This window comes from Brevundimonas sp. TSRC1-1, assembly GCF_049898245.1.
In the GTDB taxonomy this organism is placed as follows: Bacteria; Pseudomonadota; Alphaproteobacteria; order Caulobacterales; family Caulobacteraceae; genus Brevundimonas; species Brevundimonas mediterranea_A.
In genome coordinates this window covers 960,135-985,841 of record NZ_JAFCXI010000001.1, presented here as the reverse complement: position 1 = coordinate 985,841, position 25,707 = coordinate 960,135, and the positions used below count along the sequence as shown (strand labels likewise).

At 68.2% G+C, this 25,707-nt stretch carries 25 protein-coding genes; 6 read left to right on the top strand and 19 right to left on the bottom strand.

From position 1 onward, the window contains the following. Window positions 1–24 precede the first annotated feature (24 nt). The 7 genes from ACP7CK_RS04915 to ACP7CK_RS04885 all read right to left on the bottom strand — a co-directional run bounded on the left by ACP7CK_RS04915 (window position 25) and on the right by ACP7CK_RS04885 (window position 3,816). Window positions 25–999: a FecR family protein gene (locus tag ACP7CK_RS04915; protein WP_426025292.1), complete on the bottom strand. Its 975-nt coding sequence runs from the start codon at window positions 997–999 to the stop codon at window positions 25–27. Further along, the gene (locus ACP7CK_RS04910) at window positions 989–1,495 is read right to left on the bottom strand and encodes an RNA polymerase sigma factor (protein ID WP_164952572.1); all 507 of its coding nucleotides are present in this window, start codon (window positions 1,493–1,495) and stop codon (window positions 989–991) included. The genes ACP7CK_RS04915 and ACP7CK_RS04910 overlap by 11 nt, the downstream gene beginning before the upstream one ends. Before the next feature lie 180 nt (window positions 1,496–1,675). Then, window positions 1,676–2,047: a hypothetical protein gene (locus tag ACP7CK_RS04905; RefSeq protein ID WP_154726041.1), complete on the bottom strand. Its 372-nt coding sequence runs from the start codon at window positions 2,045–2,047 to the stop codon at window positions 1,676–1,678. 69 nt (window positions 2,048–2,116) lie between these two features. Next, window positions 2,117–2,542 (bottom strand): hypothetical protein, encoded by a 426-nt coding sequence (locus tag ACP7CK_RS04900; RefSeq protein ID WP_008264033.1) that lies wholly within the window; start codon window positions 2,540–2,542, stop codon window positions 2,117–2,119. Beyond that, window positions 2,542–2,880, bottom strand: a complete 339-nt coding sequence (locus tag ACP7CK_RS04895; RefSeq protein WP_008260189.1) for a hypothetical protein — start codon at window positions 2,878–2,880, stop codon at window positions 2,542–2,544. Before ACP7CK_RS04895 ends, ACP7CK_RS04900 begins: the two co-directional genes overlap by 1 nt. Before the next feature lie 14 nt (window positions 2,881–2,894). Further along, window positions 2,895–3,338: a response regulator transcription factor gene (locus ACP7CK_RS04890; RefSeq protein ID WP_292147505.1), complete on the bottom strand. Its 444-nt coding sequence runs from the start codon at window positions 3,336–3,338 to the stop codon at window positions 2,895–2,897. Window positions 3,339–3,396: 58 nt separating this feature from the next. Next, window positions 3,397–3,816: a helix-turn-helix domain-containing protein gene (locus ACP7CK_RS04885; protein WP_008261975.1), complete on the bottom strand. Its 420-nt coding sequence runs from the start codon at window positions 3,814–3,816 to the stop codon at window positions 3,397–3,399. Between the two features lie 254 nt (window positions 3,817–4,070). On the opposite strand from ACP7CK_RS04885, the gene ACP7CK_RS04880 reads away from it, so the two are divergent. The 6 genes from ACP7CK_RS04880 (at window position 4,071) to ACP7CK_RS04855 (ending at window position 12,677) form a co-directional block, all read left to right on the top strand. Continuing rightward, on the top strand, window positions 4,071–5,111 hold the full coding sequence (locus ACP7CK_RS04880; protein ID WP_426025291.1) for an SMP-30/gluconolactonase/LRE family protein: 1,041 nt from the start codon (window positions 4,071–4,073) through the stop codon (window positions 5,109–5,111). A 58-nt stretch (window positions 5,112–5,169) separates the two neighbouring features. Next, a complete protein-coding gene (locus tag ACP7CK_RS04875) occupies window positions 5,170–6,423 on the top strand; it encodes a TetR/AcrR family transcriptional regulator (protein ID WP_426025290.1) in 1,254 nt (417 codons plus the stop codon). 274 nt (window positions 6,424–6,697) lie between these two features. Next, entirely contained in the window at window positions 6,698–8,914 is a 2,217-nt protein-coding gene (locus ACP7CK_RS04870) for a TonB-dependent receptor (RefSeq protein WP_426025289.1), read from the top strand. Between the two features lie 64 nt (window positions 8,915–8,978). Continuing rightward, window positions 8,979–10,283: a serine/threonine protein phosphatase gene (locus tag ACP7CK_RS04865; protein WP_426025288.1), complete on the top strand. Its 1,305-nt coding sequence runs from the start codon at window positions 8,979–8,981 to the stop codon at window positions 10,281–10,283. Window positions 10,284–10,316: 33 nt separating this feature from the next. Then, on the top strand, window positions 10,317–11,879 hold the full coding sequence (locus tag ACP7CK_RS04860) for an alkaline phosphatase D family protein (RefSeq protein ID WP_426025287.1): 1,563 nt from the start codon (window positions 10,317–10,319) through the stop codon (window positions 11,877–11,879). Window positions 11,880–11,909: 30 nt separating this feature from the next. After that, window positions 11,910–12,677 (top strand): acid phosphatase, encoded by a 768-nt coding sequence (locus ACP7CK_RS04855; protein WP_008260297.1) that lies wholly within the window; start codon window positions 11,910–11,912, stop codon window positions 12,675–12,677. 7 nt (window positions 12,678–12,684) lie between these two features. On the opposite strand, the gene gspM is transcribed toward ACP7CK_RS04855, so the two are convergent. The 12 genes from gspM to ACP7CK_RS04795 form a co-directional block, all read right to left on the bottom strand. Next, window positions 12,685–13,158: a type II secretion system protein GspM gene (gene gspM, locus ACP7CK_RS04850; RefSeq protein WP_426025286.1), complete on the bottom strand. Its 474-nt coding sequence runs from the start codon at window positions 13,156–13,158 to the stop codon at window positions 12,685–12,687. Continuing rightward, a complete protein-coding gene (gene gspL, locus ACP7CK_RS04845) occupies window positions 13,155–14,255 on the bottom strand; it encodes a type II secretion system protein GspL (RefSeq protein ID WP_292150545.1) in 1,101 nt (366 codons plus the stop codon). Before gspL ends, gspM begins: the two co-directional genes overlap by 4 nt. Then, window positions 14,252–15,238, bottom strand: a complete 987-nt coding sequence (gene gspK / locus ACP7CK_RS04840) for a type II secretion system minor pseudopilin GspK (protein WP_426025285.1) — start codon at window positions 15,236–15,238, stop codon at window positions 14,252–14,254. Before gspK ends, gspL begins: the two co-directional genes overlap by 4 nt. Continuing rightward, window positions 15,235–15,846: a type II secretion system minor pseudopilin GspJ gene (gene gspJ / locus ACP7CK_RS04835; RefSeq protein WP_426025284.1), complete on the bottom strand. Its 612-nt coding sequence runs from the start codon at window positions 15,844–15,846 to the stop codon at window positions 15,235–15,237. Before gspJ ends, gspK begins: the two co-directional genes overlap by 4 nt. Further along, entirely contained in the window at window positions 15,843–16,250 is a 408-nt protein-coding gene (gene gspI / locus ACP7CK_RS04830; protein ID WP_426025283.1) for a type II secretion system minor pseudopilin GspI, read from the bottom strand. The genes gspJ and gspI overlap by 4 nt, the downstream gene beginning before the upstream one ends. Then, on the bottom strand, window positions 16,243–16,707 hold the full coding sequence (locus ACP7CK_RS04825) for a GspH/FimT family pseudopilin (protein ID WP_081836253.1): 465 nt from the start codon (window positions 16,705–16,707) through the stop codon (window positions 16,243–16,245). Before ACP7CK_RS04825 ends, gspI begins: the two co-directional genes overlap by 8 nt. Next, window positions 16,676–17,125 (bottom strand): type II secretion system major pseudopilin GspG, encoded by a 450-nt coding sequence (gene gspG, locus ACP7CK_RS04820; protein WP_008263479.1) that lies wholly within the window; start codon window positions 17,123–17,125, stop codon window positions 16,676–16,678. Before gspG ends, ACP7CK_RS04825 begins: the two co-directional genes overlap by 32 nt. Window positions 17,126–17,138: 13 nt before the next feature. Then, window positions 17,139–18,356 (bottom strand): type II secretion system inner membrane protein GspF, encoded by a 1,218-nt coding sequence (gene gspF, locus ACP7CK_RS04815; protein ID WP_426025282.1) that lies wholly within the window; start codon window positions 18,354–18,356, stop codon window positions 17,139–17,141. Continuing rightward, complete coding sequence (gspE, locus tag ACP7CK_RS04810; RefSeq protein WP_426025281.1) at window positions 18,356–19,852, bottom strand: type II secretion system ATPase GspE; 1,497 nt, start codon at window positions 19,850–19,852, stop codon at window positions 18,356–18,358. Before gspE ends, gspF begins: the two co-directional genes overlap by 1 nt. 4 nt (window positions 19,853–19,856) lie before the next feature. Beyond that, window positions 19,857–22,013 carry a type II secretion system secretin GspD gene (gene gspD / locus ACP7CK_RS04805; RefSeq protein ID WP_372704642.1) on the bottom strand — a complete coding sequence of 719 codons (2,157 nt, stop codon included), beginning with the start codon at window positions 22,011–22,013 and terminating at the stop codon, window positions 19,857–19,859. Further along, window positions 22,010–22,807 carry a type II secretion system protein N gene (locus ACP7CK_RS04800; protein ID WP_426025280.1) on the bottom strand — a complete coding sequence of 266 codons (798 nt, stop codon included), beginning with the start codon at window positions 22,805–22,807 and terminating at the stop codon, window positions 22,010–22,012. The genes gspD and ACP7CK_RS04800 overlap by 4 nt, the downstream gene beginning before the upstream one ends. A gap of 237 nt (window positions 22,808–23,044) precedes the next feature. Further along, window positions 23,045–25,699 carry a TonB-dependent receptor domain-containing protein gene (locus ACP7CK_RS04795; RefSeq protein ID WP_426025279.1) on the bottom strand — a complete coding sequence of 885 codons (2,655 nt, stop codon included), beginning with the start codon at window positions 25,697–25,699 and terminating at the stop codon, window positions 23,045–23,047. Window positions 25,700–25,707: the final 8 nt, after the last annotated feature.

The window sequence follows — 25,707 nt, the reverse complement described above, 5'->3', positions numbered from 1 at the left end:
TTGAAAACTTGCCCTATCCGTCACCTAAGCTTCAGACAGCAGATAGTGGCCGGCGTCTTTTCGGGTCAGCCTGAGCCCATGAAGCCGGGCGATCGCGGCCAGGGCGTTCTCGGGATTCTCATAGGAGAAACGACCGCTCACGAGCGCACGGCCCAGTTTCGGATCAGAGAGTGAGACCTCCACCCCGGTGGTCCGTTTCAGATCGCCGATCACGCTGGTCAGGGTCGTCTCATCCAGTTCCAGCCACCCCCTGGTCCAGGATGGAAGGTCGGTCTTGGCCTCGGGTTGTCGCAGGCTGGCGCGTTGAACACCGGCCTTCAGCACCCGACCACGCTCCCCGGCCCGGATTCTCACGACGCGCCCCTTGGTCGGCGTCACGTCGACGGCGCCTTCGAACACCACGACCTCGACCATCGGGCCGTCAGGGGTCTCGAGAGAGTCCACGTTGAACCGAGTGCCGACGGCGGTGATCCGCACCCCTTCGGCTTCCACCGTAAAGGGGCGGCCAGCGTCATGAGCGACTTCGAAGAAGCCTTCGCCGTCCAGTCGCAGTCTCCGTTCCGTGTCGCCCAGCAGGACACGCACCTTGCTTGCGCCATTCAGCCGGACCGCCGAGCCATCCGCCAGGGCCACGGCTTGCGGAACCCCGCGACGACCGACGATCATCTCTCCCCGAAGGGAAGAGGTCGCGACGAACAGGGCCGCGCAGGCGACACAGGCGGCCAGGCCCGCCGGCGCCCAGATCTTCACCCAGGCCGGCGTCGAGGCGAACAGGCCCGGCTTCGCCGTCCGGTGAGCGGCTCGCCGCGCCGCCCACAGGACGGCCGGATCGGCGATCAGAGCCTCATGCTGCTCCAGCAGGCGCTGTCGATCGGGCCGCCCCGCCAGCCAGGCGTTCAGCGCGGCATGCCGCGCCGGGGTCCAGCCGTCTCCCTGCTTTTCATCCGCCCAAAGGGCCGCCGCCCGGTCGTCACGAGCGTCAAAGGTTTCAGTCGACATGACGCCCCTCCGCCGTCTTGCGAAGCGTCTGAGCGGCGCGACTATAGTGTTTCTGAACCGCCTCGACCGACATGTTCAATTCGCCGGCGATATGTTCATAGGATTCCTCGCCGGCGCGGCGTCTCACGAACACCTCGCGGCGCACGGCGGGCATGGCGTCCAGGGCTTTCTGACACAGACGCAGCCGTTGGTTCATGTCCAGCGCTTCCAAGGGAGACGCCGCGCCGTCCGCTTGGTGGTCCGTCTCGCCGAAATCGTCAAAAGGCGTGGTTTCCGATCGGCGCGCGCGATCGATCAGAATATTGCGGGCGGCCCGCATCGCGTAGGACAGCGGATCCGTGATCAGCGCCACCCGCGCACGGGAAAGCACACGCAGAATAGCCTCCTGCGCGACGTCTTCCGCATCGGCGCTCGACGCCAGTCTCCGTCGCACATAGGCGAGAAGCGCACGATTGTGCGTCACAAGCGCCTGCCCCACTTCGTGCTCGTGACTCACTGGGCGGCCCCTTACCGAAGGGGCCGACATAGAAGCGGCGCGTAACGGAAATTCGACACCTTGATGTCGGTTTGACTTCGCATCCGCGAATGACGGGCGCCGTCAAGCCTGGCCTGGCGCCCCAACGCAGGCTCTGCCCGCGCCGGGAACCAAGCCTCGGCTTCGACGGTGCGCGACGGTTCAAGGCCTGGGGGCGGCCTCCCTGTCTGCGGCGGACGCGGCATACCGTATCTGTGAGGGACGCGGCGATGTCGAAGCCATCCCCTCCGCCGTCATGCCGCGCGACATCATCCACGCCTGGATGCGGTTCAATGTGGCGAACGTCTGGGGCGTGAGCCCCTCGCCTGTATTGATCACCTCGAGCAGCCAGGCGGCTTCCCGTTCGGACGTGGGCGTGCAGGCGAGCAACTGGCTCTCGCATCGCTCAAGCCGCATCTCAAAATCGCGCTCGGCCGCGCAGCAGGCTTCGTAGGATGCAAATTCATCGGGCAGGAAGCCGTCGAACCGGCGAAGGATGTCCCATTCGGCGAACAGGTCGGCGAAGGTCGGCATGTGGCTCTCGGCCATGGTGGAATCTCCTCGCCGTCAGCCCCTGGCGACGGCGAAATCAACAAGAGTGAGTTAGGCCGGCGCGCCAGGCAGCAATCGATACCGGCGCACCAGATGAGCTTCATAGGCACCGGCCAGAAGCACGATCAGCAAGGCGATCCAGGTCGCAAGCCTGACCGTGACGGCCGTCCAGTTATAGATGAAGGCGGGGCCCAGGGCGGCGAAATGGGTCAGGACGACGGCGACCTGAAGACCAGCGGCGAACAGAAGCCACCAGCGGTCCGCCCGCAACGCCAGGCCGATCAGGCCGATCGCGCAGGCGAGATCCACCAGAGCGACGCCCCAGCGGACATCGCCGAGCATCAGATGCTGCGCCAATGGGCTGAGCACCATGTCCGCCAGCAGCAGCACGGCGGCCCAGCGGTCGGCGCGACCGCCCCAGACGACAGGGGCGGCCAGGGCGACCAGACTGATGATCAGCAGCCCCGCCTGGAGCATCAGGCGTCCAGCGCCAGCGCCGTCGCTCCGCCGGCGGGCTGATCCTTGCCCTCCAGCGGTCCGCCGGCTGTGACGATTATGCCGAGCGTGCGGGCGATGCGCGCCAGTCGATCGTGACTGGCCACGAGCCGGGACCGCCCCTCGACAAGCGCCCCGGCCGCCGCCTGGACGTCGACCAGGGCCTGGTGGCCCGCCTGGGCGGCGAACCGGGCGCCGGCGCGGTGGCGCGTCATGTCGTGGGTCAGAAGGCTGATTTCGGCGAGCGCCTGATCGAGCGCCTGTTCAGCGGTCTGAAGTCGTCTGGCGATTAAGTTGGCGAAGTCGGTCTTGTGATTCATGGCGAGGATCCCGGCTAAGAGGGCCGCCATGCGTCGAGCGTCGAGAAGATCGCCATCACCAAAGACGTCAGACCGCCCAGTACGAGCAGCCAGAGCGCCGTCGCGCCGACGATGACGCCCAGACGGATGAACCGGTTCGCCGGAGGCGGTCGCCAGAAGCGCGCCGCCCAGGGCCGGTCATCGATCGGGTTCCCCACGCCCGGCGAGACGGCCGGACGCAGTCTTTCTGGCAGCCGCTCGGCCAGTTCGGCATCGGTCATTCCGGCGCCTGGGTATTGAATGCCCAGCGCCTGGGCCGCCGCCCTCCGGTGACTGGTGCCGAGTTTGGCGTTGGCGCTTTGCAGATAGTTCGCCACGGTGCTGGGCGTGATGCCCAGCACGTCTGCAATCTCCTGATTTGACAGTCTCAGGCCGGCCAGTTGCACGCATTCGATCTCGCGCCGCGTCAGTCGCCCCATCGCCTAGCGTCCGATCCGCGAAAGGGCTCGCCGTCCGCAACGGACAGCGAGCCGAAGTCTAGACATCGATTTCCGCGCCGGTCTCTGCAGAAACCCGGGCCAGTTGCTGGATCAGGTCCAGAACGAGCTTCTGGTTTCGCACTGACAGCTCGGGCGCCCGCCGGGCGATCTCGGCCGTCTGTTTCGTGGGTGCGCCGCCCATGCGCGCCTCGGGTCCATCGGGCAAACCCAGACCCTCAAAGAAGTAGTTCAGATCCACGTTCAGGAATTCCGCAATCTCCCACAGACGCGAGGCGGCGATCCGATTGCTCCCGCGCTCGTACTTCTGGATCTGCTGGAAGGTGACCCCGGCCGCCTGGGCCAGTTGAGCCTGACTGTAGCGCAACGCCTGGCGGCGTTCGGCGACACGCCGGCCCACGTGCAGGTCTACGGGATTGAGGTTATCGCCTTGGGGCGTCTTGATCGCGACTTTTGCCATGGCGAAAGCTAGCCTTGGTCCGACCCGAGTCGTCAAGCCGCCTGACAGCCTCGCCGACGTTTGCCGCCGATATGGAAGACGCCGACAGCCATCGCTTCGATGATGCGACAGGATGATGGCTTGTCGTGACAGAAAAAACTCCAGTACTTGCGCTCCGCCCACAACGCGTCGGCCGTTCAGATTGAAACAAGCCCGATGATCATGAAGCCTGCGCGCCGCGCCGTCTCGCCCTGAAACCACACCAACCCTTCCCCTTGTCCCGGAGTTTCGCCCTGACCCTCTCTCGTCGTCTCGTTCTCGCTGGAAGCCTCGCGGGAAGCCTCGTCGGCGCCGGTTGCGCCACCGCCCGCGCCCCCGCCTCCGCCTCCGCCGCCCGCGTGATCCGTCACGATCCGGCGCTGGACCGCCTGATCGCCCCGGACGCCCGGCTGGAGACGCTCGCGTCGGGCTTCACCTGGTCCGAAGGCCCGGTATGGATCGCTGACGGCGGCTATCTGCTGTTCAGCGACGTGCCCGAGAACCGGATTCATCGCTGGTCCGAGAAGGACGGCGTCTCGGTCTTCATGGAGCCGTCGGGCTATGACGGGCCGGACGCGTCTGTCTTTCGAGAGCCAGGGTCGAACGGTCTGATCGCCGGCCCCCGCGGTTCGATCCTGATGGCCGATCATGGCGCCCGCGCCATTGCGCGCGTCGATCTGGCCACCCGCGCCAAGACCCTGCTGGCGACCCGCTATGGCGACGCCCGCTTCAGTTCGCCCAATGACCTGGTCCAGACCTCCAACGGCGCGATCTTCTTCACCGATCCGCCCTATGGACTGAAGGACATGGACCGGTCGCCGCTGAAGGAGACGGCGTACAACGGCGTCTATCGGCTCGACCCCGACGGCGTCGTGACCCTGTTGGACGACAGTCTCAGCTTCCCCAACGGGATCGGCCTGTCGCCGGATCAGCGGACCCTCTATGTGGCGGTCTCCGATCCCGAACGCCCGTTATTGCTGGCCTATGATCTGAGGCGAACCGGGCCGGCGATGAAGCCGCGCGTGCTGATGGACTTCTCCGATCAGGTCGGGCCGTCCAATCCTGGCCTGCCGGATGGTATGGCCGTCGATCGCGCGGGCCATCTGTTCGCCACCGGTCCCGGCGGAGTACATGTGCTGACGCCCGAGGGGCGCAGCCTGGGCCGTATCGACACCGGCGGGGCTGCGGCGAACTGCACCTTCGGCGAAGACGGCCGGAGCCTGTTCATCACGGCCGGAGACCGGCTTCTGCGCCTGCGGACCTTGACCCTGGGCTGAGGGTCTGACGACCTCCATAGGGTCTCGACATCGCGGCTTCGCCAGACCATTGACGCCTATGCTTCAGCGACAAGCCTCACCCAGATCGACCGACGCGCAGCGGATCATCGAGGCGGCCATCGACCTGGTGATCGCTCAGGGTTTCCGCAAACTGACCCTGCGCGACCTGGCCCAGGCCGTCGGCAAGAGCACGACCGTCATCGTCAACCTGTTCGGCGCCAAGTCCGGCCTGGTCCTGGCGGTCGGTGAACATGCGCTGGAGGCGGACGCCGTTTTTCATCAGCGCTTCTTCGGCGCCGTGGCTGGTCTGCCGGCGAGCCGCGACACCCTGCTCGCCCTTGTCCTGCGCTATCTGAGGCTCCGCGCCGCAGCCGAAGCCGGCTTTGTTCGGGTCTGGGAGGCCCTGCTGCTGGACACGGACCTGGGCGAGGCGCGCCATGACCTGATGCGACGCTGGGAGGCGATGCGCGAGGCGGCCTGGTGGACCTATCTGGCGACCGTCCCCGGCGCCGCCGATTTCGCCGCGCCCCTGACCGCCTGTCTCGTCACCGAACAATTCTACGCCGGCGCCCTTCTGGGCCGCACCGACTATGAGGTCATCAGCGCCGAGGGCCTGGGCGCCCTGGTCGACCGAGTCCTGGGCCGAGAGGACGGCCCCGCCCCGGCCGCCTTCTGGTATCGCGAACACCTGGTTCTGCCCCAGGCGCCGGCTGCGGGACTGGAGGTCGATTCGATGCGGCTCAAACTGCTCGACATCGCGGCGGACCAGATCCTGGCAGGCGGCGTGGCCGGCGTGAGCAATCGCTCGGTCAGCCTAGTGGCCGGCACCTCCACATCCACCATCGCCTATCATTGGCCGGACATGCGTCGCTTCGTCGTGGATGCGGTGTGGCACAGCGTGTTCCGCGACCTGCCCCATTATCTGGCGAGGCGGCGCCCCGACATGGACCCTTCCGTGGCCACGCTCGAGACCTGGGAAAGGCTCATGACGCCAACTGTCTCGATCGATCCTCAGGCCGAGGGCTTCTACACCCGATACGCCCGCCTGATCGCCAGCATCTGCCTGGAGGCCCGCCGAGATCCGCCGCTTCAGGACCTCGCCATGGTGCTGCGCGGACCAGAGGGCGGCGGCACCTTCTACAACAGCGCCGGGGTCTGGCCGGCGCGTTTCGACCTGACCCGACTGGCCGCCACCCGGTTCGCGCTCTGGATCAAGGGCCAGGCCCTGGTCGCCTCGGCGACGGGGATTCCGCTGTCGGGCGCAACGCTCAAGACCGCCGCGACCCAGCTTGTGGCGCAGCAAGAGCCATAGAACGGGCGTTACTTCCAGCTTCAGGTTGCCAAGGCGCTCCCTGACAGAAAGTCTTCCTACAAGCGTCATAAAAGCTTAGCAGGCCGCGCCTAATGCCGAACCGTTGTCGAACAGTTGTTTTTCAGTGGGACGCCAGCGGCTCCAGCCTTCCTCCCCATCGCCAGGGGCCGCTCCCGTCAAATCGCCGAACCGAACAGTTGTTCGACAGCATCATCAACAGATCGGCCCGTGCGGCAGGGGGTGCCTGCGCGCGCCGCCCGCAATGGATCGTGCAATGCATCGTCTGCTCCTCGGCGTCTCGAGCGCCGCACTCGCCCTGGCTGCGGCCCTGCCCGCCGCCGCCCAGTCGATCCCGGACACTGAGGCCACCACCGTCCAGGACGTCGTCGTCACCGCCCAACGCCGCGAACAGGCCAGCCAGGACGTAGGCATCGCCCTGAACGTGCTGGGCGGCGAAGAACTGAAGGAAAAGGGCGTCTCGGTCGTCAACGAGATCGAGAACATCGTCCCCAACGTCGAGGTCGACAGCCAGTTCGGCGGCGGCCAGCCGCAGTTCCGTATCCGCGGCATCGGCGCCACCCAATATTCGGCGAACAACACTTCATCGGCGGGCATCTATGTCGACGAGGTCGCCCACCCCTATACTGTGACGACCCAGGGCGCGATGTTCGACATCGCCCGGATGGAGATCCTGCGCGGACCGCAGGGAACCCTGTACGGCAGCAACAGCACGGCTGGCGCGGTCAACATCATCACCAATGCGCCCACGGTTGATTTCCGCGCCGGAATGACGGCTGAAATCGGCAACTACGACCGCTACATGGTCGAGGGCTATGTGTCGGGCCAGATCGCGCCGGGCCTGCTGGGCCGTCTGGCCGCCGTCACCGAACAGGGCGGGGCCTGGCAGTTCAACCGCGACACCGGCGAGGTGCTGGGGGACCGGGACAAGAGCGCCATCCGCGGGCGGCTGACCTGGGACCTCGGCCCGCAGGCCACGGCCAATCTGACCGCGACCTATATGGTCGACAAATCCGACGGCCTCGGCCTGCGCCTGCGCGGCCCCTACGCGCCGGGCAATGCGGCCTTGGGCCCGGTCATCCCGACTGACACCGCCTGGCGTATAACGGGCTGGCAACTGTCGCCGGCCATGGCCGCCGTCTCGGGCCGCAGCGTCGGCGACAAGCCGGGCCGCGACAACGCAGGGTTCGATATAAACCTTCGGGTCAAGGCCGATCTGGGCTGGGCGGCGCTGACTTCGCTGACGGCTTACCAGACCTTCGACCGATCAGAGTACAATGACTGGGACGGCACTCGATACCAGGAGTCCGACGTCTACTTCTACAACCAGTTGGACGTCCTTTCGCAAGAAGTGCGACTGGCTTCGACGGGCGAGGGTCGATGGAACTGGCTGGTCGGCGTCCATGCGACCGACGAACATATCGACGGCGGCTTCTACACCCAGTTCAGAAACCTGGCCGGTCTGATCAACACGCCCTATGGCCAGGACGTGCAGGCGGCGGGCATTTTCACGCACAACAGTTTCGCCTTCACCGACCGCTTCCGGCTGATCGCCGGGCTTCGCTACGAGTCCGAAGAACGCTCCCTGAGGACTTCGGGCACCACCGTGGCGCCGGCCCTGCCGCGGGCGACGCTGGCCTACAGCAACGAGATGTCGGAAGTCAGCGGCCGGGTCGGTCTGGAGTATGATCTGACCGACAGCGCCCTTCTGTACGCCAGCGTTGCGCGCGGCGTGAAATCGGGCGGTTTCACCACCTATAACGCCACCTCGGCCACCCCCTTCCGCCCCGAGATCGTGCTGGCCTATGAGGTTGGCGTGAAGTCGGACTGGTTCCACAACCGTCTGCGGGCCAACGGCGCGCTCTTCTTCTACGATTATACCGACCAGCAGATTCAAGGCATCGAATACGACCGCCTGTCGGGCCGCCTGGGCAAGATCACCAATGTGCCCAAGTCGGAAATCTATGGGGGTGAGATCGAGCTGGCGTGGACTCCGTTCGAAGGCCTGACGATCACCCAGGCCTATGGTTACAAGGAAGGCGAATACAGCGAGTTCTTCGCCATCAACGATGCGGCCACGGCGGCGGCCAACCCGGCGAACGGTCCCTGGGACGTCATCATCTCGACGGACCGTTCGGGCGAACCCCTGCAGTTCCCGAAGTTCACCTACAGCGGTTCGGTCGCCTACGACTGGACCATGGCGGGCTGGAACCTGCGGGCCGAGACGAACTACTACCAGCGTGACGAGATCTACAACGCGTCTTCGGCCTCGGTCCTGGCCGGCTACATGCTGTGGAACGGCAGCGTCACCGTCGGCCCCCAGACCGCCGACTGGCGCGTCAGCCTGTGGGGCAAGAACCTGTTCAGCGAGCACTATGACGAGACGCGCAACGGCTTCAACGGCTCGGCCCGCCCGACCATGTCGCCCAACCCCGGCCGTACGTGGGGCGTCCGCCTGAGCTACAGCTACTGACGAGCGACACAGCCCCGACCGAGCCATCGGTCGGGGCGATCGTCATTTTGAGAACGGGATAACCATGTCGAAGCTGTCGAGACTGCGCGTTTTAATCCTGGCCTTGTCAGCCTTCGCCCTCCCCGCGCTGGCCCAGCCTGACACCGACGGCCGCTTCACCATCGCGGTGATCCCGGACACGCAGAACTACACCGACCACACCCATCAGAAGGTCGCCGGCTTTCCGTTCGACGCCCGCGATCAGTTGATGCAGCAGATGCGCTTCATCGCCGACAATGCTGTCTCGCGCGGCGGGGACATCGTCTTCGCGACGGCTGTGGGCGATGTCTGGCAGCATCCGACGATCGACGTGGACCCCGACCACGCCGGACGTGGATTCAGCGCCCGACCGCTGCCGGCCGGATCAAGTATGGAGGACTGGAGCCGGCGTGTGCGGGAGATCGAGATCCCCGCCGCCGTCGAGGCCTATCGCCTGCTGGACGGCGTTCTGCCCTTTTCCGTCGTGCCCGGAAATCACGACTACGACGCCCAGTGGTGGGAGCAGTCCTGGCCCCGGGATATGACAGCCCCCGAGGGCGATCTGCGCCGCCTGGGCATGATCCACATCGGCGGGCTGACGGCCTTCACCGAGGCGTTCGGCCCCGCCTCGCCCTTCTTTGCGAACCGGCCGTGGTACATCGCCTCGCACGACGGCGACGCCGACAGCGCCCAGATTTTCGAGGCGGGCGGCTATCGCTTCCTGCACATCGGCTTGCAGATGGCCCCGTCTGACATGAGCCTGAAGTGGGCCGAAACCGTGATCCACGCCCATGCCGGCCTGCCCACCCTGATCACCACCCATGACTTTCTGGACAAGACCGGGGAACGCCGCGCCCATCCGGTCGTCGACATCCACGCCCTGGATCCCTTCGACAACAGCGCACAAGGCGTGTGGGACAAGCTGATCGACCGCAATCCGCAGATCTTCATGGTGCTGAGCGGCCACCACAACGGCCAGTCGTTCCGTACGGATCGCAATCGCACAGGCGGCGCCGTCTACCAGCTCCTGTCCGACTATCAGGACCGCAAGCAGTCCGTGATCGACACCGGCCTGTCGCCCGACAAGGCGGTGGCGCTCGGCGACGGCTGGATGCGGTTGATGACGTTCGATATGGGCGGCCCGGTTCCGACCGTGCGGGTCCGCACCTATTCGACCCACTATGGTCGCTACGCCTCCGAGACGCCCCGGTACGCCGAATGGTACAAGCCGAACGAGCAACCTCAGCTGAGCGATGCTGAATTTCTGGCGCAGGATGAATTTACGATCCCGCTGGAGGATTTCCGCAGCCGGTTCGGCGCCGAGGCGACCGCCCTGTCGGCGGCGCGATAGGGGTCTGATCTGGTGAGCCCGTTCTCCCCCCCTATGAACCGACGTCTTCTGCTCGGCGGCTTCGTCGCCGCGCCCCTGGTGCTGCGGTTCGGGCAGGCTCAGGCCCAGGCGGGCGGGGCCTATGTCTTCCCGCTGGGCGTCGCCAGCGGCGATCCGGCCCCCGATGGTTTCGTCCTGTGGACGCGGCTGGCGGTCGATCCGGTGGCGCCGGACGGCCTGGGCGGCATGGGCGGCCCGGTCGCCGTGCGTTGGGACGTGGCGGCGGACGAGGCCTTCAACCGCATCGTCGCCTCGGGCGAGGCCGTGGCGGATCGCACCGACGCCCACAGCCTGCATATCGAGGTCGAGGGCCTGCGCCCCGACCGCCCCTATTGGTACAGGTTCACCGCCCAGGGTCAGCAGAGCCCCGTCGGCCGCACCCGCACCGCCCCCGCCCCGAACGCCGACGTCGATCGCCTGCGTCTGGCCGTCGCCTCCTGCTCGAACTGGGAGTCGGGCTATTTCAGCGCCTATGGCCATATGGCCGACGAGGCGCCGGACCTGACCCTGTTCCTGGGCGACTATATCTACGAATACACCCGCACGGGCGCCCAGGCGGCCAATGTGGTGCGGCCCTACGGACTGGAAGAGGCGACGACCCTGGCGGGTTATCGCAACCGGTACGCCCTGCACCGGACGGACGCGGACCTGCAACGGCTGCACGCCGTCGCCCCCTGTCTGGCGGTGTGGGACGACCACGAGATTCAGGACGACTATTCCGGCGTCTGGTCCAAGACGCCCGGCGTCATGCCCAATGATTTCCTGCTGCGGCGCGCCGCCGGCTACAAGGCCTTCTACGAGGCCATGCCCATTCGCCGCACGCGGCTGGACGCCCGGCTGCAGATGCCGATCTATCGCGGCGTCCGCTATGGCCGGCTGGCCCAGTTCTTCATGCTGGACGGCCGGCAGTACCGCTCGAAACAGGCCTGCGCCGACGGCGTCAACGGCGGCAAGGGCCAGGTGGTCACCGACGCCGCCTGCCCCGACCGGCTGGACCCGGCCCGCACCTTCCTGGGCTTCGAACAGGAACGCTGGCTGTACGACGGCCTGGCCCGGTCGCAGGCGCGCTGGAACATCCTGGGCCAGGATCTGGTGATGGCGGGGCTGAGGTTCGGAAACGGCGACGCCGAGACCCGCTACTGGACCGACACCTGGGACGGCTATCCCGTCGCCCGCGACCGGATGACCGACGCCCTGGCGACGCTGAAGCCCCGCAATCCGGTGGTGCTGAGCGGCGACTACCACTCGTTCTGGACCAATGACGTCAAGCGGGTCAGCGCCGATCCGTCATCCGCGACGGTGGCGACCGAATTCGTCGGCACCTCGATCTCGTCGTCCGGCCCGCCCTATGACGCCCTGATGGCGAACATGCCGAACAACCCGCAGATCAAATTCTTCGACAGCCGGGTGCGGGGCTATATGTCCATCGACATGGACCGCGACCGGATGAACACCCGTTATCGCGCCATCTCGGACGTGCGCGATCCCCATGCGGCGGTCTCGACCCTGAACAGCTGGGTGGTCGAGGACGGCCGTCCCGGCGCCGTCGCCGCCTGATTTCCCCACAGTCTGATAAGCGTAGTCTAAATGCCCCTTCTTTCCTCGGCCGGTCGCGGCCTGGCGGTCCTGTGTCTGGCCCTGAGCGGCTGCGCCGCGACACCGGACACGGCGCCGGTGTTCTGGACCGGTTTCCAGGATCATCCCCACGGTTATCTGTCCGCAGACGCGGCGCCGAACGCCGCCCGGTTCCTGCCGCCGCCGCCCGCCGCCGGATCCCTGCGTGAACAGGCCGATATCGAGACCTATCGTTCGACCCGCGCTCTGGAGGGCGGTGCGCGCTGGGCCATGGCCCAGGCGGACAATGAGATCGAGACCCCCTCGGCCCCGCGTGTCTTCGCTCCGGCCCTGGGCGTGACCTTCGACCCCGAGCGCGTGCCGACCCTGACCCGTCTGCTGGGCCGGATGCTGGGCGACCTGGAAACGATCCAGACCCCGGTCAAGAAGGGCGTCCGCCGCCCCCGGCCCTTCGTCGCAGAACCGGCGGCCACCTGTATCGCGCCCCAGCCCTGGCTGACGGCCAGCGGCTCCTATCCGTCAGGCCACGCCGCCCTGGGCTGGGCCTGGGCCCTGGTCCTGTCGGAAATGGCGCCGGACAAGGCCGACGAAATCCTGGCGCGCGGCCTGGCCTATGGCGACAGCCGGGTCATCTGCGGCGTCCACTACCCCAGCGACGTCGAGGCGGGGCGGATCGTCGGCGCCGCCCTGGTGGCCAGCCTGAAGGCCGACCCTGACTTCCAGGCGGATTTCATCCAGGCCCAGCGCGAACTCCAGACCCTGCGCGCCGCCCGGCCCTGATCCGGCTTCAGGTCGAGGGCGCCAGCGCGCCCTCGACGCTGATCGTCGCATCGGCGTTTTCGACGACGTTCAGCGTCGTGGCCTCGACCTTGCGGTCATGCAGGGCCGCCAGCCAGCCGAAGGCCGCCGCGCTGGAGACATTGGTCAGGCTGAAGCCCAGGCCGCCGTCCGGCGACATGCCCATGACCGGCGTCACCCCGGTGATCGAACCGACCTCGGCGACCACCGCCGCGACATCGACGTCGCTGCTCGCGGCGTCGGTCCGCACCATACGACCCGTCGCCGTCTGAACCAGGGCCAGATCGGCCTCGGCCACGGCTCGCGCCTCGGCCGCATCGGCCCGCCAGGCCCAGGCCGGACGAACGATCAGCAGCCAGACCAGAACGGCGGCGATCGCCAAGCCCATCACCGTCAGCATCCGCTGCTCGCGCAGGGTGCGGCCGTCCCACCAGGCGGCGGCTTGAGACATCAGGCCGTTCATGCGGCGCCTCCCACGATGATTTCACTGACCACCCGCCCGCCGTCCTCGACGGTCGAGGCGTCGGACATGGCCAGGCCCGAGGCGGCCAGGGCGGTCCGCAAGGTCTCCAGATCCGAAAAGGCCGGATAGCTGACGGTCGCACGCACCCCCTGGCCGGGATCGGCGCTCAGACTGTCCAGTTCCGCGCCCTCGACCTGTTCCACCGCGGCGAACAGGGCCGCGCTGACGGAGGCCAGGCCGCCGGGCGGCGGGGCCACGGCGATCTGGCGACGCGCCGCCTCCATCGGATCGCTGGCGCGGGCGGCGTCGGGCAGGGTTTCGGTTATCAGGGCAAGGGTCCGGCGTTCGGCCCGGTCGGCGGCGACCTGATCGCGCGCCCCGGCGGCCAGGGTCAGGATCAGGGGCGACACCACCAGAGCCGCCGCCAAACCGGCCGCCAGCCGCCAGCCGCCCGCCCGAACCTCGCGTTTGCGCTCCAGGCCCGACAACAGATCGACGGCCGGCGCCGCCGCTGCGGCCGCCAGCAGCCGCTCCAGCGTCTCGGGATCGTCCATGCGGATCAGGGGGCGCCCGCCCGCCACCGCCTCGACCAGATCGGACTGGACCGTGGCCGCGAAATGCGCGCCGCGCAGCCCCATGTCGGTCCCGAAGACGGCGGCGCTCAGAGCGTCGTCGGCCGGCGCCGGCAGGATCAGACAGTCGGGCACTATGGCGACAGGGGTCACGCCCAGAGCGGCGAGATAGTCGATCCACGCCTCCAGCAGACCCGCGCCCACGGCGGCGACCAGACGCGGCCCCTCGCCCGCGACCGGCCCCAGGGCCACGACCGTGCGCTCGGGATCGCCGGCCAGATCGTCCTTCAACGCCCAGCGCGCCGCCGCCCGCACCTGGGCCGTCCCGCCGACCGGCAGGTCCAGCCAACGCACCAGGACATCGGCGCCGGGAGCGACGGCCACCGTGCGGACATCGAGCGTCGCGGCCGAGTCTTCCAGCAGCAGCGAGCCGCGTTGCAGCACGCGTCCCCCGGCGTCGAACGTCAGGAAGGGCGCCGGCATCGAGGCCGCCGGGGGGATGATGACGATACGGGTCTGGCTCATTCTTCAGGGGTCCAGCGGCGAATGACAGTACGCACGCCGCCGTCCGGCGCGGCGTGAATCAGGGCGGTGCGGACGGCGTGGGCGCCGCCATAGTCGATATCGACCCGAAGATCGAAATAGCGCGTCGACAGCGAGACTTGCCCGCGCGTCTCATCATCGGGCGTGAAGCCCTTGAGCGCCGGCTGGCTCCAGAAGGCGTCGACGCTGGACCAGCCCAGCGCCGGGCGGGCGGCGATGGCGGCGCGCGCGCCCTGAAGCCCCAGGGCGCCGCGCGTCAGCATGACCAGAAGGGGCGCCTCGGCCGGGCTCAGGGTGTTGATGTTCAGCGTCGTCTGGGTGGTCGCCGGCAGGGCGCAGACATAGGGGCGCAGCCGCCGATACAGGGCGTCGTCCATATTGGCGACCGCCCGCATCTCGCTGACGTCCGCCAGGATGACGCCGCCGGTGCGATACGGCGTGGACAGGCCGGCGTAACGGGCATCCTCGGCCCCGCCGGGTGAAGCCTCGGCGTCATTGTCCATCCAGTCGGTCAGGGCGGCGGCCGCAGCGGCCATCCGGGCGCGCGACAGGCCGAGGGCGGCGCCCAGGGCGACGAACTGGGTCGTGGCTTCGGGGCGGGGAAACAGGTCCTCGTTCTGGCCGAAGACCAGGCTGTTCAGGTTGAAACAGGCCTGGCCGTCCGTGACGACGGCGCGGATCGCGCCCTCCTCCACCGGAAACTCCAGCACCCGGCCGTTCCAGCGCGGCTCCAGCGGGGTGCGGGCGGGATCGATCTTGACCAGGTCGGCGATCTGGCGTCGCGCCAGGCTTTCGGCGCCGGCGGCGTACCACTGGGCCTGGGCCTGGGTCTCGGCGTTGGTGGTGCGGCGCACCGAGAAGCGCACATCGTCCAGAATGGCGACCGCCACGACCGCCATCACCGCCACCAGAAGCAGCACGGTCAGCAGGGCCATGCCCTCGCGCGATCCCCGCAGCCGTCTCATGCGGCGGCGACCAGGAACAGTTGATCCAGGCGGCCGAAACCGTCCAGGGTCATGACGATCCGCACCGCGTCCGGCAGCGGCCGGTCGCTGGTCGAGATGAAGGCCGGCGCCTCGGACCCGTTCTGGATGAAGGTGACGGTCGCATCCTTGACGCCGCGGTACAACACCTGGGGCGGCCCCGCGCGGGCGCCGTCCAGATAGGGAGAGACGCGCCGCTCCAGCCGCCCCTCGACCACCCGGTATTCGACCCTTTGCAGCGACGGGCGCGGCGCCGCGCCCGGATTGGACCACCCGTTGCGAACCAGGACCAGAATGGGATCGCCGGGCGTCTCCTGACCCATCAGGGCGCGCGGCAGGGGCCGGCCGGTCGGGCCGCGTGTGCGACGCGGCGACGCCTGGGCCAGATCGGCCTTCAGCAGGGCGCGCGTCCGTTGCAGATCGCCGATGCGGTCGGTCTCGGCGCGGATGGCGAATTTGGCGTCGATGGTCTGGCTCAGCACCAGGGCGCCGGCCCCGGCCAGCAGGGCGAAGATGGCCAGCGAGACCAGGACCTCGACCAGGGTGAACCCCGCCCGCCCCTCCCGTGACTTCGTGCGCTGCGCCCTCATGCCCCGGCCGCCCGGAACAGGACGCGGTCCGCCACCTGACCCTCGTCGGTGAAGACCCGCACGTCAATCCGGCCCATGCCCGGGACTTCGGTCCCGGTGACGACGCGACGCCAGCGCCAGACGCGGCCGGCCATCTGGGTTTCGCCGCTGACTTCGCCCACCGGCAGGCTGGGCGCGATCATGGCGTCGGCCGCGACATTCTCGGCCACCAGACCGCCCAGGGTGCGCGCCTCGACGCGCACGGCGGAACGGGTGCTCTCGCCGGACAGGTTCAACAGGGCCATGGCCGCCAGGGCGAACACCGCCAGGGCCACCAGCATTTCGATCAGCGTAAACCCGGCGCGGGCTTGTCGAGCCCTGCCGCCAGCCGGACGACCACGCGCTGCTGAGGCGGAATCAATCATGGATCGACACCTCGCCCGCGCCGTCGACCGTGACGGTGCGGGACTGGTTGTCGCGGGTCAGGCGGACCCGGGCGGGGTCAGCCACGCCGGTGGGATCGAAGACGATGCGCACAGGGTCCGCCGGCGCCGCGACGCCCTCGCCCCAGGTGCGGGCGATGAAGACGCCGTTCAGCGGCGTCCAGACGGCGCCGTCGAAACTGGAAAAGGCGTAGCCGGCGGTGTCCGCATCCGCCGCCACCGGCCGATTGGTCAGGATCGCCTCCTCGCGGGCGCGCGACAGCCGGGCGGCGAACTGCTCCGCCTCCAGACCCACGGCGGGGCGGGGATCGGGCAAGGACAGGGCGACCGCCCCGGCCGCCAATCCGATGACGGCCACCGTGACCATCAGCTCGACCAGGGTGAATCCAGAACGGCGACGCTGAAGCCTAGCCCTGCCAGTTGCCGAGGTCCGCGTCATTGCCCTCGCCCCCTTCCTTGCCGTCCGCTCCCAAGGAGAAGACGTCGAACTGCTGGCCGTGCGCGCTCTGGCGACGATAGCGGTAGGGGTTGCCCCACGGATCTTCCGGCAGGCGACGCACATAGCCGCCCTGGCGATAGCGTTCCGGCTGGGCCAGGCCGGCCGGCGCGGACACCAGGGCCTCGAGCCCCTGCTGGTCGGTGGGGAAGTTCAGATTGTCCAGGCGATAGGTCTCGATCGCCTGCTCCAGAACCGAGATGTCCGCCTTGGCCTTGCCGACCATGGCCCGGTCCTGGCTGGGCAGGACATTCAGCGCCACCACGGTCGCCAGCAGGCCGATAATGACGATGACCACCATCAGTTCGACCAGGGTGAAACCCTGACGCTTCTTACGCTTGTTCTGATTTTCTGACGTCATCACTAAACTCTCCTCACCCCATCGCCAGGGTGTTGATCTGAAGTATGGGCAGCAGGATCGACAGGACGATCATCGCGACCACCCCGCCCATGACCACGATGATGGCCGGCTCCAGCAGGCTCAGCATCACGGCGGTGAAGGTGGCGAACTCGCGTTCCAGATAGTCGGCGGCGCGTTCCAGCATCGGCTCCAGCCGTCCGCTGCTCTCGCCCGAGGCGGTCATATAGACCAGCAGCGGGGGGAAGACGTCAGCGCGGCGCATGGAGGCCGACAGCCCCCCGCCCTCGCGCACCGCCTCGCCCATGGATTCCGTGGCCTGACGCAGGGCCATGTTGGACACGGTGCGGGCGGTGATGGTCAGGCCCTCCAGCACCGGCAGGCCCGCGGCGATCATGGTCGACAGGGTGCGCGCCATCCTGGCCCCATGCAGGTCCCGCGTCAGACGGCCGATGACCGGCAGCCTCAGCATCGTCTGGTCGATCCGAAGGCGGATTTCGGGTCGGCGTCGCGCGACCACGCCCGCGACGATCAGCCCGGCCAGCAGCAGCAGGAACAGCCAGCCCCAGTTCCGCATCAGATCCGACACGCCGATCACCAGCCGCGTCAGCAGCGGCAGGGTCTGGTTCATGCTCTCGAACTGATCGACCACCTTGGGCACGACGAAGGTCAGCAGAATGGCGATCACGCCCAGAGCGACCACGGCCAGGACGCTGGGATAGACCACGGCGGTGATCACCTTGCCGCGCACCTGCTGATCCCGCTCCAGCCCGTCGGCCAGACGTTCCAGGATCGGCTGAAGCGCGCCCGACTGTTCCCCGGCCGAGACCATGGCCCTGTAGAGCGGCGGAAAGGCCTGGCCCTGCAAGGCCATGGCGTCCGACAGGCGCCGCCCCTCCATCACGCCTGCATGAACCCCTTCCAGCACCCGCCGCACCACCGGCCGATCGGCCTGAAGCGCCAGGGTGCGCAGGGCCTCTTCGATCGGCGAGACCGAAATCAGCGTCGCCAGCTGGCGCGTCGTCAGGGCCAAGGTCTTGGCGTTTAGGCGGTCGCCCCGGCCGGAGCCGTTCGTCCGCTCGGCACGCGCCGCGATACGGGCCGGCGTCAGCTCCAGCGGCATCAGCCGGCGCTTGGTCAGCCAGCCGCGCGCCGCCGCCTCGTCCGAGGCGGTGACGGCGCCGGACACCGTCCGCCCCGCCGCATCGACGGCCACATAGTCGAAGGCCGCCATCAGGCCGCCTCCGCCGGATCGGACGCCGTCTCCTGACGGGCGACTCGGACCGCCTCCTCGACCGAGGTCACGCCGTCCAGCACCAGGGCGCGGGCGCGTTCCGTCAGGGTTCCGCCCCCGGCGAAGGCGGCGGCGACCACGGCGTCCTCGTCCGCCTCGGCTGCAATCAGCCGGCGCACGCGGTCGTCGATCTTCAGCACCTCGTACAGGCCGACCCGGCCGACATAGCCGGTATTGCCGCAATGGGCGCAGCCGTGCGGACGCCAGACCTGCACCCCGGCCTTGGCGCCGACCAGTTTCGCCGTCTTCTTGTCGGCGATCTCTGGCGTGCGGCAGTGGTCGCACAGCCGCCGCACCAGCCGCTGGGCCACGATCAGCCTCAGGGTCGAGGCCAGCAGGAAGGGCTCCACCCCCATGTCGCGCAGCCGCGTCACCGCCCCCGCCGCGTCATTGGTGTGGACGGTGGACAGCACAAGGTGGCCGGTCAGGGCGGCCTGGACCGCGACCCCCGCCGTCTCCACGTCGCGGATCTCGCCCACCATCACCACGTCCGGGTCCTGGCGCAGGATGGCGCGCAGGCCCGCCGCGAAGGTCATGCCGACCTTGGTGTTGACCTGGGTCTGGCCGACGCCGTCGATGGCGTATTCGACCGGGTCTTCGACCGTCAGGATGTTGCGCGTCTGGTCGTTCAGCAGGGCCAGGCCGGCGTACAGGCTGGTGGTCTTTCCCGAGCCCGTCGGCCCGGTGACCAGGATGATGCCGTTGGGCTCGGCCAGGGCGGCGCGGAAGGCGGCCAGGGCGGCGGGAGCCATGCCCAGACGGTCCAGGGTCAGGCCCGCCTGATCCTTGTCCAGGATCCGCATCACCACCCGCTCGCCGCCGCGCGACGGCAGGGTCGAGACCCGCACGTCCAGCGTCTTGCCGCCCAGAGCCAGCGGAATGCGCCCGTCCTGTGGCACACGCTTCTCGGCGATGTCGAGCCGCGCCATCACCTTGATCCGCGACACCAGAAGCGGCGCGATGCGCGGGTTCAGGCTCAGGGCCTCGCGCAGCACCCCGTCGATCCGCATCCGCACCAGCAGCGCGCTCTCATAGGTCTCCAGGTGGATGTCGGACGCGCCCGTCCGCACCGCCTCGGCGATGATCCCGTTGATCAGCCGGATCACCGGCGCGTCGTCGGCCGTATCCAGCAGATCGGCCGCCGCCGGGATGTCGTCGATCAGACTGTCCAGCCCGGCCGGCATGTCCAGATCGTCGCCGTCGGTCGCCGCCAGATGGTCGCCGGCATAGACCTCGGACAGTTGGCGGTCGAAGGCCGCCTGGCTCAGGGCCTCGACCGCGAGGGGGCGCCCCAGGACGCGCCGCGCCTCGATCAGGGCCTTGGGATCCGCCCCCTCGCGCAGACCCACCCGCGCCACCTCGCCTGCGTCCAGCAGCAGGACGCCGTGTCGTTTGGCGAATCCATAGGGCAGGCTGGGGCTGACCAGGGTGATCATGGGATCAGTTTCCGGTCGGCGGCAGGGGCGCGGCCTCGACCGGGGCGACGGGGGCAGTCACGCCAGTCGGGGCGATCACCATCGGCTGGCCCGTCGCCGGGGCGGCCGGCGCCTGGGTCCGCATATAGTCCCGCACCAGGGCGTCCAGGCTGGGCTCGCGATCCGGCTGCACCGCCTGCTGCTGGTCGCGCATATAGCCCCAGCGATCGGCGGCCAGCCCTTGAGCCTCCTCGCGGGTGCGGACGATGGTGGGACGCAGGAAGACCATCAGATTGGTCCGCCCGCGCTGACGGCTGTTCGACCGGAACAGGGCGCCGACGCCCGGCAGGTCGCCCAGGCCGGGGATCTTGTCGGTCGAGATGATGTCGTTCTGGTCCAGCAGGCCGCCGGCGACCGCGATGTCGCCGTCATCGACCACCAGGGTCGTCTGCAGCTCGCGCTTGTCCAGCACCAGGTCTGTCGCGCCACGGGTCAGCCCGCCGTTGATCGCCGACACCTCCTGGCGCAGCGTCAGGGTGATGGAGCCGCCGGCGTTGATCTGCGGCTTGACCGTCAGCCGCACGCCGATGTCCTTGCGGTCGGTCGTGGTGAAGGGGTTGGAATTGCCGTCCAGCAGGGTCTGGCCGGTCGTGATCGGCACCTCCTGCCCGACCAGGAAGGTGGCCTCTTCGTTGTCCAGCGTCATGATCGACGGGGTTTGGAGCAGGTTGGAGCCCTTGTCGGTCTTGGCCGCATTGATGATGAAGCCGAACAGGCCGTCGCCGACCTCGACCCCGGCGCCGCCGATAAAGCCGTTGGCGCCCACCAGACTGTTCAGGGCCAGGGTCTGCAGCTGTTCCCGCAGCGGATCGTCCTTGTCCAGCTGCCCGGCATAGGCGCCGCCGGCCATGTTCACCAGCGGCGTGGCGTTAGCGGTGTAGTTGGTCAGACCGACGCCGTTCTCGCCGCCGTACAGCCACTGGACGCCCAGCTCGCGCACCGCGTTGTCGCTCAGTTCGACCACGATGGCCTCGATCAGCACCTGCTGGCGGCGCACGTCCAGCCGCCGGATGACGTCGGCCAGGGTCCGCTGCATGTCGGCCGGCCCGGCGATGACCAGGGCGTTGGCGCCGGGGAAGCGGGCGATGGTGGCGCGCTGGCCGGTGGCGGTGACGGTGGACGAGCCGATGGCGCCGCGGTCCGTGTCCGCTCCGCCCAGACTGGAGGCGGCGCGCGACAGGCCGCTCGACGCGCCGTTCGTCGATCCGGTCGGGGCGGTGCGCAAGCCCTGGCTCGCGCCCGTCGAGGCCGTGACCGGCTGGCCCACCACCTGCTGCAGCACCGGCAGAAGCTGCTCGGCGTTGGCGTGTTCCAGGAAGACGACGTTCACGTCCTGGCTGGCGCGCGAGCGGCCGTCCAGGTCATGGATCAGGCCGCGCACGCGGGCAAGGGCCTGGCCGTCGCCGCGCAGGACGATGGAGTTCGAGCTTTCCACCGCCGTGACGGTGACCATCCCCTGCCCGCCGCCGCTCGGCGCCGCCATCACCTGCTGCAACACCCCGGCGATCTCGCGCGCCGAGGCGTTTTCCAGCGCCACCACCTCATAGCTGGACCGGTCCACGTCGATCCGGCCGATCAGGGAGCGGATACGGGCCAGATTGTCGGCGAAATCGGCGACAACCACGCTGTTGGCGCCAGGATTGGCCAGGACCTGGCCCTGGGCCCCGACCAGCGGCCGGATCGTCTCTGCGGCCGAGGCTGCGTCGATGTTGCGCAGCTGGAAGACCTCGGTCGAGAAACGTTCGGCCCCGACCGTCGACGGCCCCTGGGCCGCGCCCTGGGCCGGGCTGATCCGATAGGCGCCCGACTGGGTCGGGGTGACCACCAGGCCGTTGGCCCGCAGGGTGGACAGGAAGACCTCGAACATCTGGGCGCGGCCCAGCGGCCGATCGCTGGTCACCGTCACCGTCCCGGTCACGGCCGGATCGACGATGAAGGTGCGGCCGGTGGTGCGGGCCACGTCCTGAATGAAGGCGCGGATGTCGGCGCCCTGGACGTTCAGGGTCTGGCGCGCCTCCTGGGCCATGACGGGCGCGGCGGCCAGGGGGGCCTGCAGGGCCAGGACGGCGGCGAGGGCGCCGACGCCGGAACGCTTCAGGCGATTGCGCAGAGAGGCGGTCATGGACGCGTCCTTATGGTGGTGGTGCGCGTCTCGCCCGCGCGCTCATATTGGATGTCGGCGGACGGGGCGCTGGCCAGCTGGCCGCGCAGGGCGCCGATGGCCTGGGGGCTGTTCAGCGCCACGCCATTGACGGACAGGATGACGTCGCCGGACTGAAGTCCCGCGCTGCGCAGCTCGGACGCATTGCCGGCTGACAAGACGGTGAAACCGTTGACGCCCAGACCCTGGATTCGGGGCCGCAGCGCGGCCTGGGCCATCAGCCTTTGAGGATCGACGACCGCGCCCTGAGACGAGGCGGGCGCGGCGGCCGGCGGAGCCACCACCTGAGGCGTCGACGGCGGCGGTGGGGGCGCGGCGGCCCCGGCGGGGGTGTCGGCGAATTCCAGACGGCTCAGGGACTGGCCCCGCGCCAGGGTGACGAAATCCGCCCCCACCGCCTGCAAGACCAGGCCGGGTTCGACTTCCTCGCCGACGCCGACGGACAGTTGACGCCCGTCCGCAAGACCGATGATGGCCGATCCGCCGCCGACACCGCCCGCGCGCACGCCGAACAGCCGCATCTGGCTGGCGTCCGCGCCCGAGGCGCCGGCCAGGGCGCCCTGCCCGCCTGTGCGGAAGAAGGCGTCGAACCGCGACAGAATGCTCATGTCCACCGGCCCCGCCGGGGCCGTGGCGCCGGCCGGTTCGGGCTTCGGCTGAGGCCCTGCGAACAGCCAGACAAGCCGCCCCGTCTGAACCAGCAGCAGCAGGATCAGTACGACCTCGACGATGCGACGCAGCGGCAGACGACGCATACGGTCGGTCACCGAAGAGACGTTAAAACTACGGATAGCCGCGATCACGACGCCATGCCTGTTCTGACCCCGACGGCCATCCCGCGATCTAGACTAATCGTCCGTATGCGGGCCGCACCGAAGTGTGAAGACACGAAGAACATCTGGTGACAGATGCGATCCATACGGATCATTCAGTAACGAAAACGACCGGAAGGCCGAGGCCTCCCGGTCGCAACGCGTCACTTGTTCCAAAGATCAGAAGCGGGCGGTCAGGCTGACCGAGGCGCTCTGGCCCAGGTCGTAGTTGTTGACCCGGATCTTGTTGCCCCGTTCCTGGTATTCGTCGAACTCGGTTCCCAGCAGGTTCCGCAGTTCCAGGGCGAAGCCCATGTCGCGGGCCATGACGGTGAAGTCCTTGCGATAGACGAAGTCCAGGAACACGCCGGGCTCCTGGATGAAGTCAGGCTCGCGGCTCGCGCCGGTGCCAGCGCCGCGGGCGGTGATCCGGTCGCTGACATAGTTGACGATGATCGTCGCCTGCGAGCGGGCCGTATCGTCTTCCCAACCCAGTTGCAGGTTGGCGACATGGTCCGACTGGCCTTGCAGACGGCTGCCGTCCTGAATGAAGAAGGACGCCTGTTCCGGCGCACCTGCCCCACCCAGGGTCAGGACGGTGTCGCCCTCGCCCACCTTAACCTCGGAGTCCGAGTAGGTGTAGTTGGCCTGCACCAGCCAACGCTTGTTGGCGATGAAGCTCATGGTCTGGTCGGGGAACTCGAAATACTTCTTCACCTCGACCTCGGCGCCCATGATGGTCGCCTTGGGCGCGTTCAGATACGACTGCTGGCGCTGGTTGCCCACTTCGACGATGACGGATTCAACCGGCTTGTCCATGTCCTTGTAGAAGACGCCGGCGGTGATGAACTGCTGGCGGGCGAAGTACCATTCGTACCGCGCGTCCAGGTTCAGCAGTTCGGTGTCCACCAGATAGGGGTTGCCGATGAAGATGCGGTCGCTTTCCGGATCGGTATAGGCCTGGGGCGCCAGTTCGCGGAACTGCGGACGGCCGATCGTCTGCGACACGCCGAAGCGCAGTTGCTGATCCTCGGCGAAGTTCCAGGTCGCGGTCAGCGAAGGCAGCCAATACTGTTCTTCGATCTCGGTGGGCTCGTAGGTCGAGGTTCCGCCGAACACGTCGCGCGGCGTGACGCTCTGCTGACCGTCTTCGAAGCGGACGCCGACCGTGGTGCGGACCAGCGGGATGATTTCCGCATCGACCATGGCGTAGGCGGCGTTGACCTTCAGCTCGGCGTCATAGGCGCTGGCGCCGTTGCTGCCGGCGATTTCACGCAGCTGCAGCGTCGTCGGATTGATATTGTAGTCCGAGAACAGATAGTCGATGCGCGACAGGCGCTGGCTATCGGTCAGGCCGTTGACGGCTTCGAACTGCAGATCGTGGCGGCTGGCTTCGCGGTTGTTGTCGAGGGTGGCGACGCCCGCGCTGATGACGGCTTCGCGCGCCGAGGACAGCGGCAGGGTGTAGGCCACGTCCACGCCGCCGGAGACGATATCATCGTCCAGTTCGCTGAACGAGATCAGATTGCCCTGAACGTTGTGAATGTAGTCGCCGTTCGCATTGACGCCGTACTGGAAGCGCGACTCATAGGGCGCGTCCCGCGACGTCTTGGCATAGGCCGCGCGCCAGTCGATCTCCAGCGCGCCATCCATGAACTGATGTTCGCCGGCCAGCTGGCTGCTCCAAAGCTGGCGCACGAACCATTCCGTATAGTCGTTGCGGATGACGCTGCCGCCGGCGTCGAAGTCCGGACCGGCCACCGAGCGGGCTTCCTTGGTCGTGTTGCGGACGTACAGGTTGGTCCACTTGACCTCGTGGTCGGCGTTCGACAGCGACAGACCGCCGAGGAAGTTCAGGCGAATGTCGTTCTGGTTCGAGTCGACGTCATAGGTTGAAACCGGCACCAGGACTTCGCCCTGGAACTGGCCCTCTTCCTGGACGCCGCCACGGGCGCGCCAGCTGTTGTCGTATCCGGCGACGGCGATCAGGCCCAGGGTGCCGAAACCCGTGTCCTGCGAGAAGCCGCCCGCCAGTTCCACACCACCGTCGATCGGCGTCTTTTCGCGTTGCAGCAGGCGCAGCGGCGCATTGACCAGCGACTGCCCCATGGTCTGGAGTTGGTCGGCGGTGAAGTTGGCGCTGTTGATCTGCTTGCCCTGGTCGAAGGCGATGGCGATGGCGCCGGGCACTTCGCGGGTGTCGTCGTCAAAACCGGTGAAGTCGGTGCGCGACCCGTAATAGATCAGGTTTTCCTTGCCGGTGGATTCGGTGTTTCCGCCCAGCGACAGCTTCATGTTGAAGAAGGGTTCGTTCGGGGCGTCGATGGTGTGCAGATCGATCACGCCGCCGCCGAACTCGCCGGGGAAGTTCGGCGAATAGGTCTTCTGAACCGTCACGCCGTCCAGGATGCTGGAGGGGAACAGGTCCAGGGGCACGACGCGCTGCAGCGGCTCGGGGCTGGGCAGGGGCGAACCGTTCAGCAGGGCCGAAGAATAACGCTCGCCCAGTCCGCGGACGTAGATGAACCGGCCCTCGACGATCGACAGGCCGGTCACGCGGGTCAGGGCGGCGGCGGCGTTGCTGTCGCCGGTGCGCTCCAGGTCCTCGGACGTCAGGAAGGCCGCGACTTCGGAGCTCTCGCGGTTGGGTTCGGGAATATAACGGCCCAGGACGACGATCTCGCCGACTTCGGTCGCCTGTTCCTCGACCTGTTCGGCCGGGGTCTGCGCGGTCGGGGAAGTCGTCGGGGCCGTCTGGGCGAACGCCAGGCCGGGTGCGATCAGCGCACTGGTGGCGAGAAGGACCCCGCTCAGGGTCAGAGTAAGTCTATTCATGGTCTGCG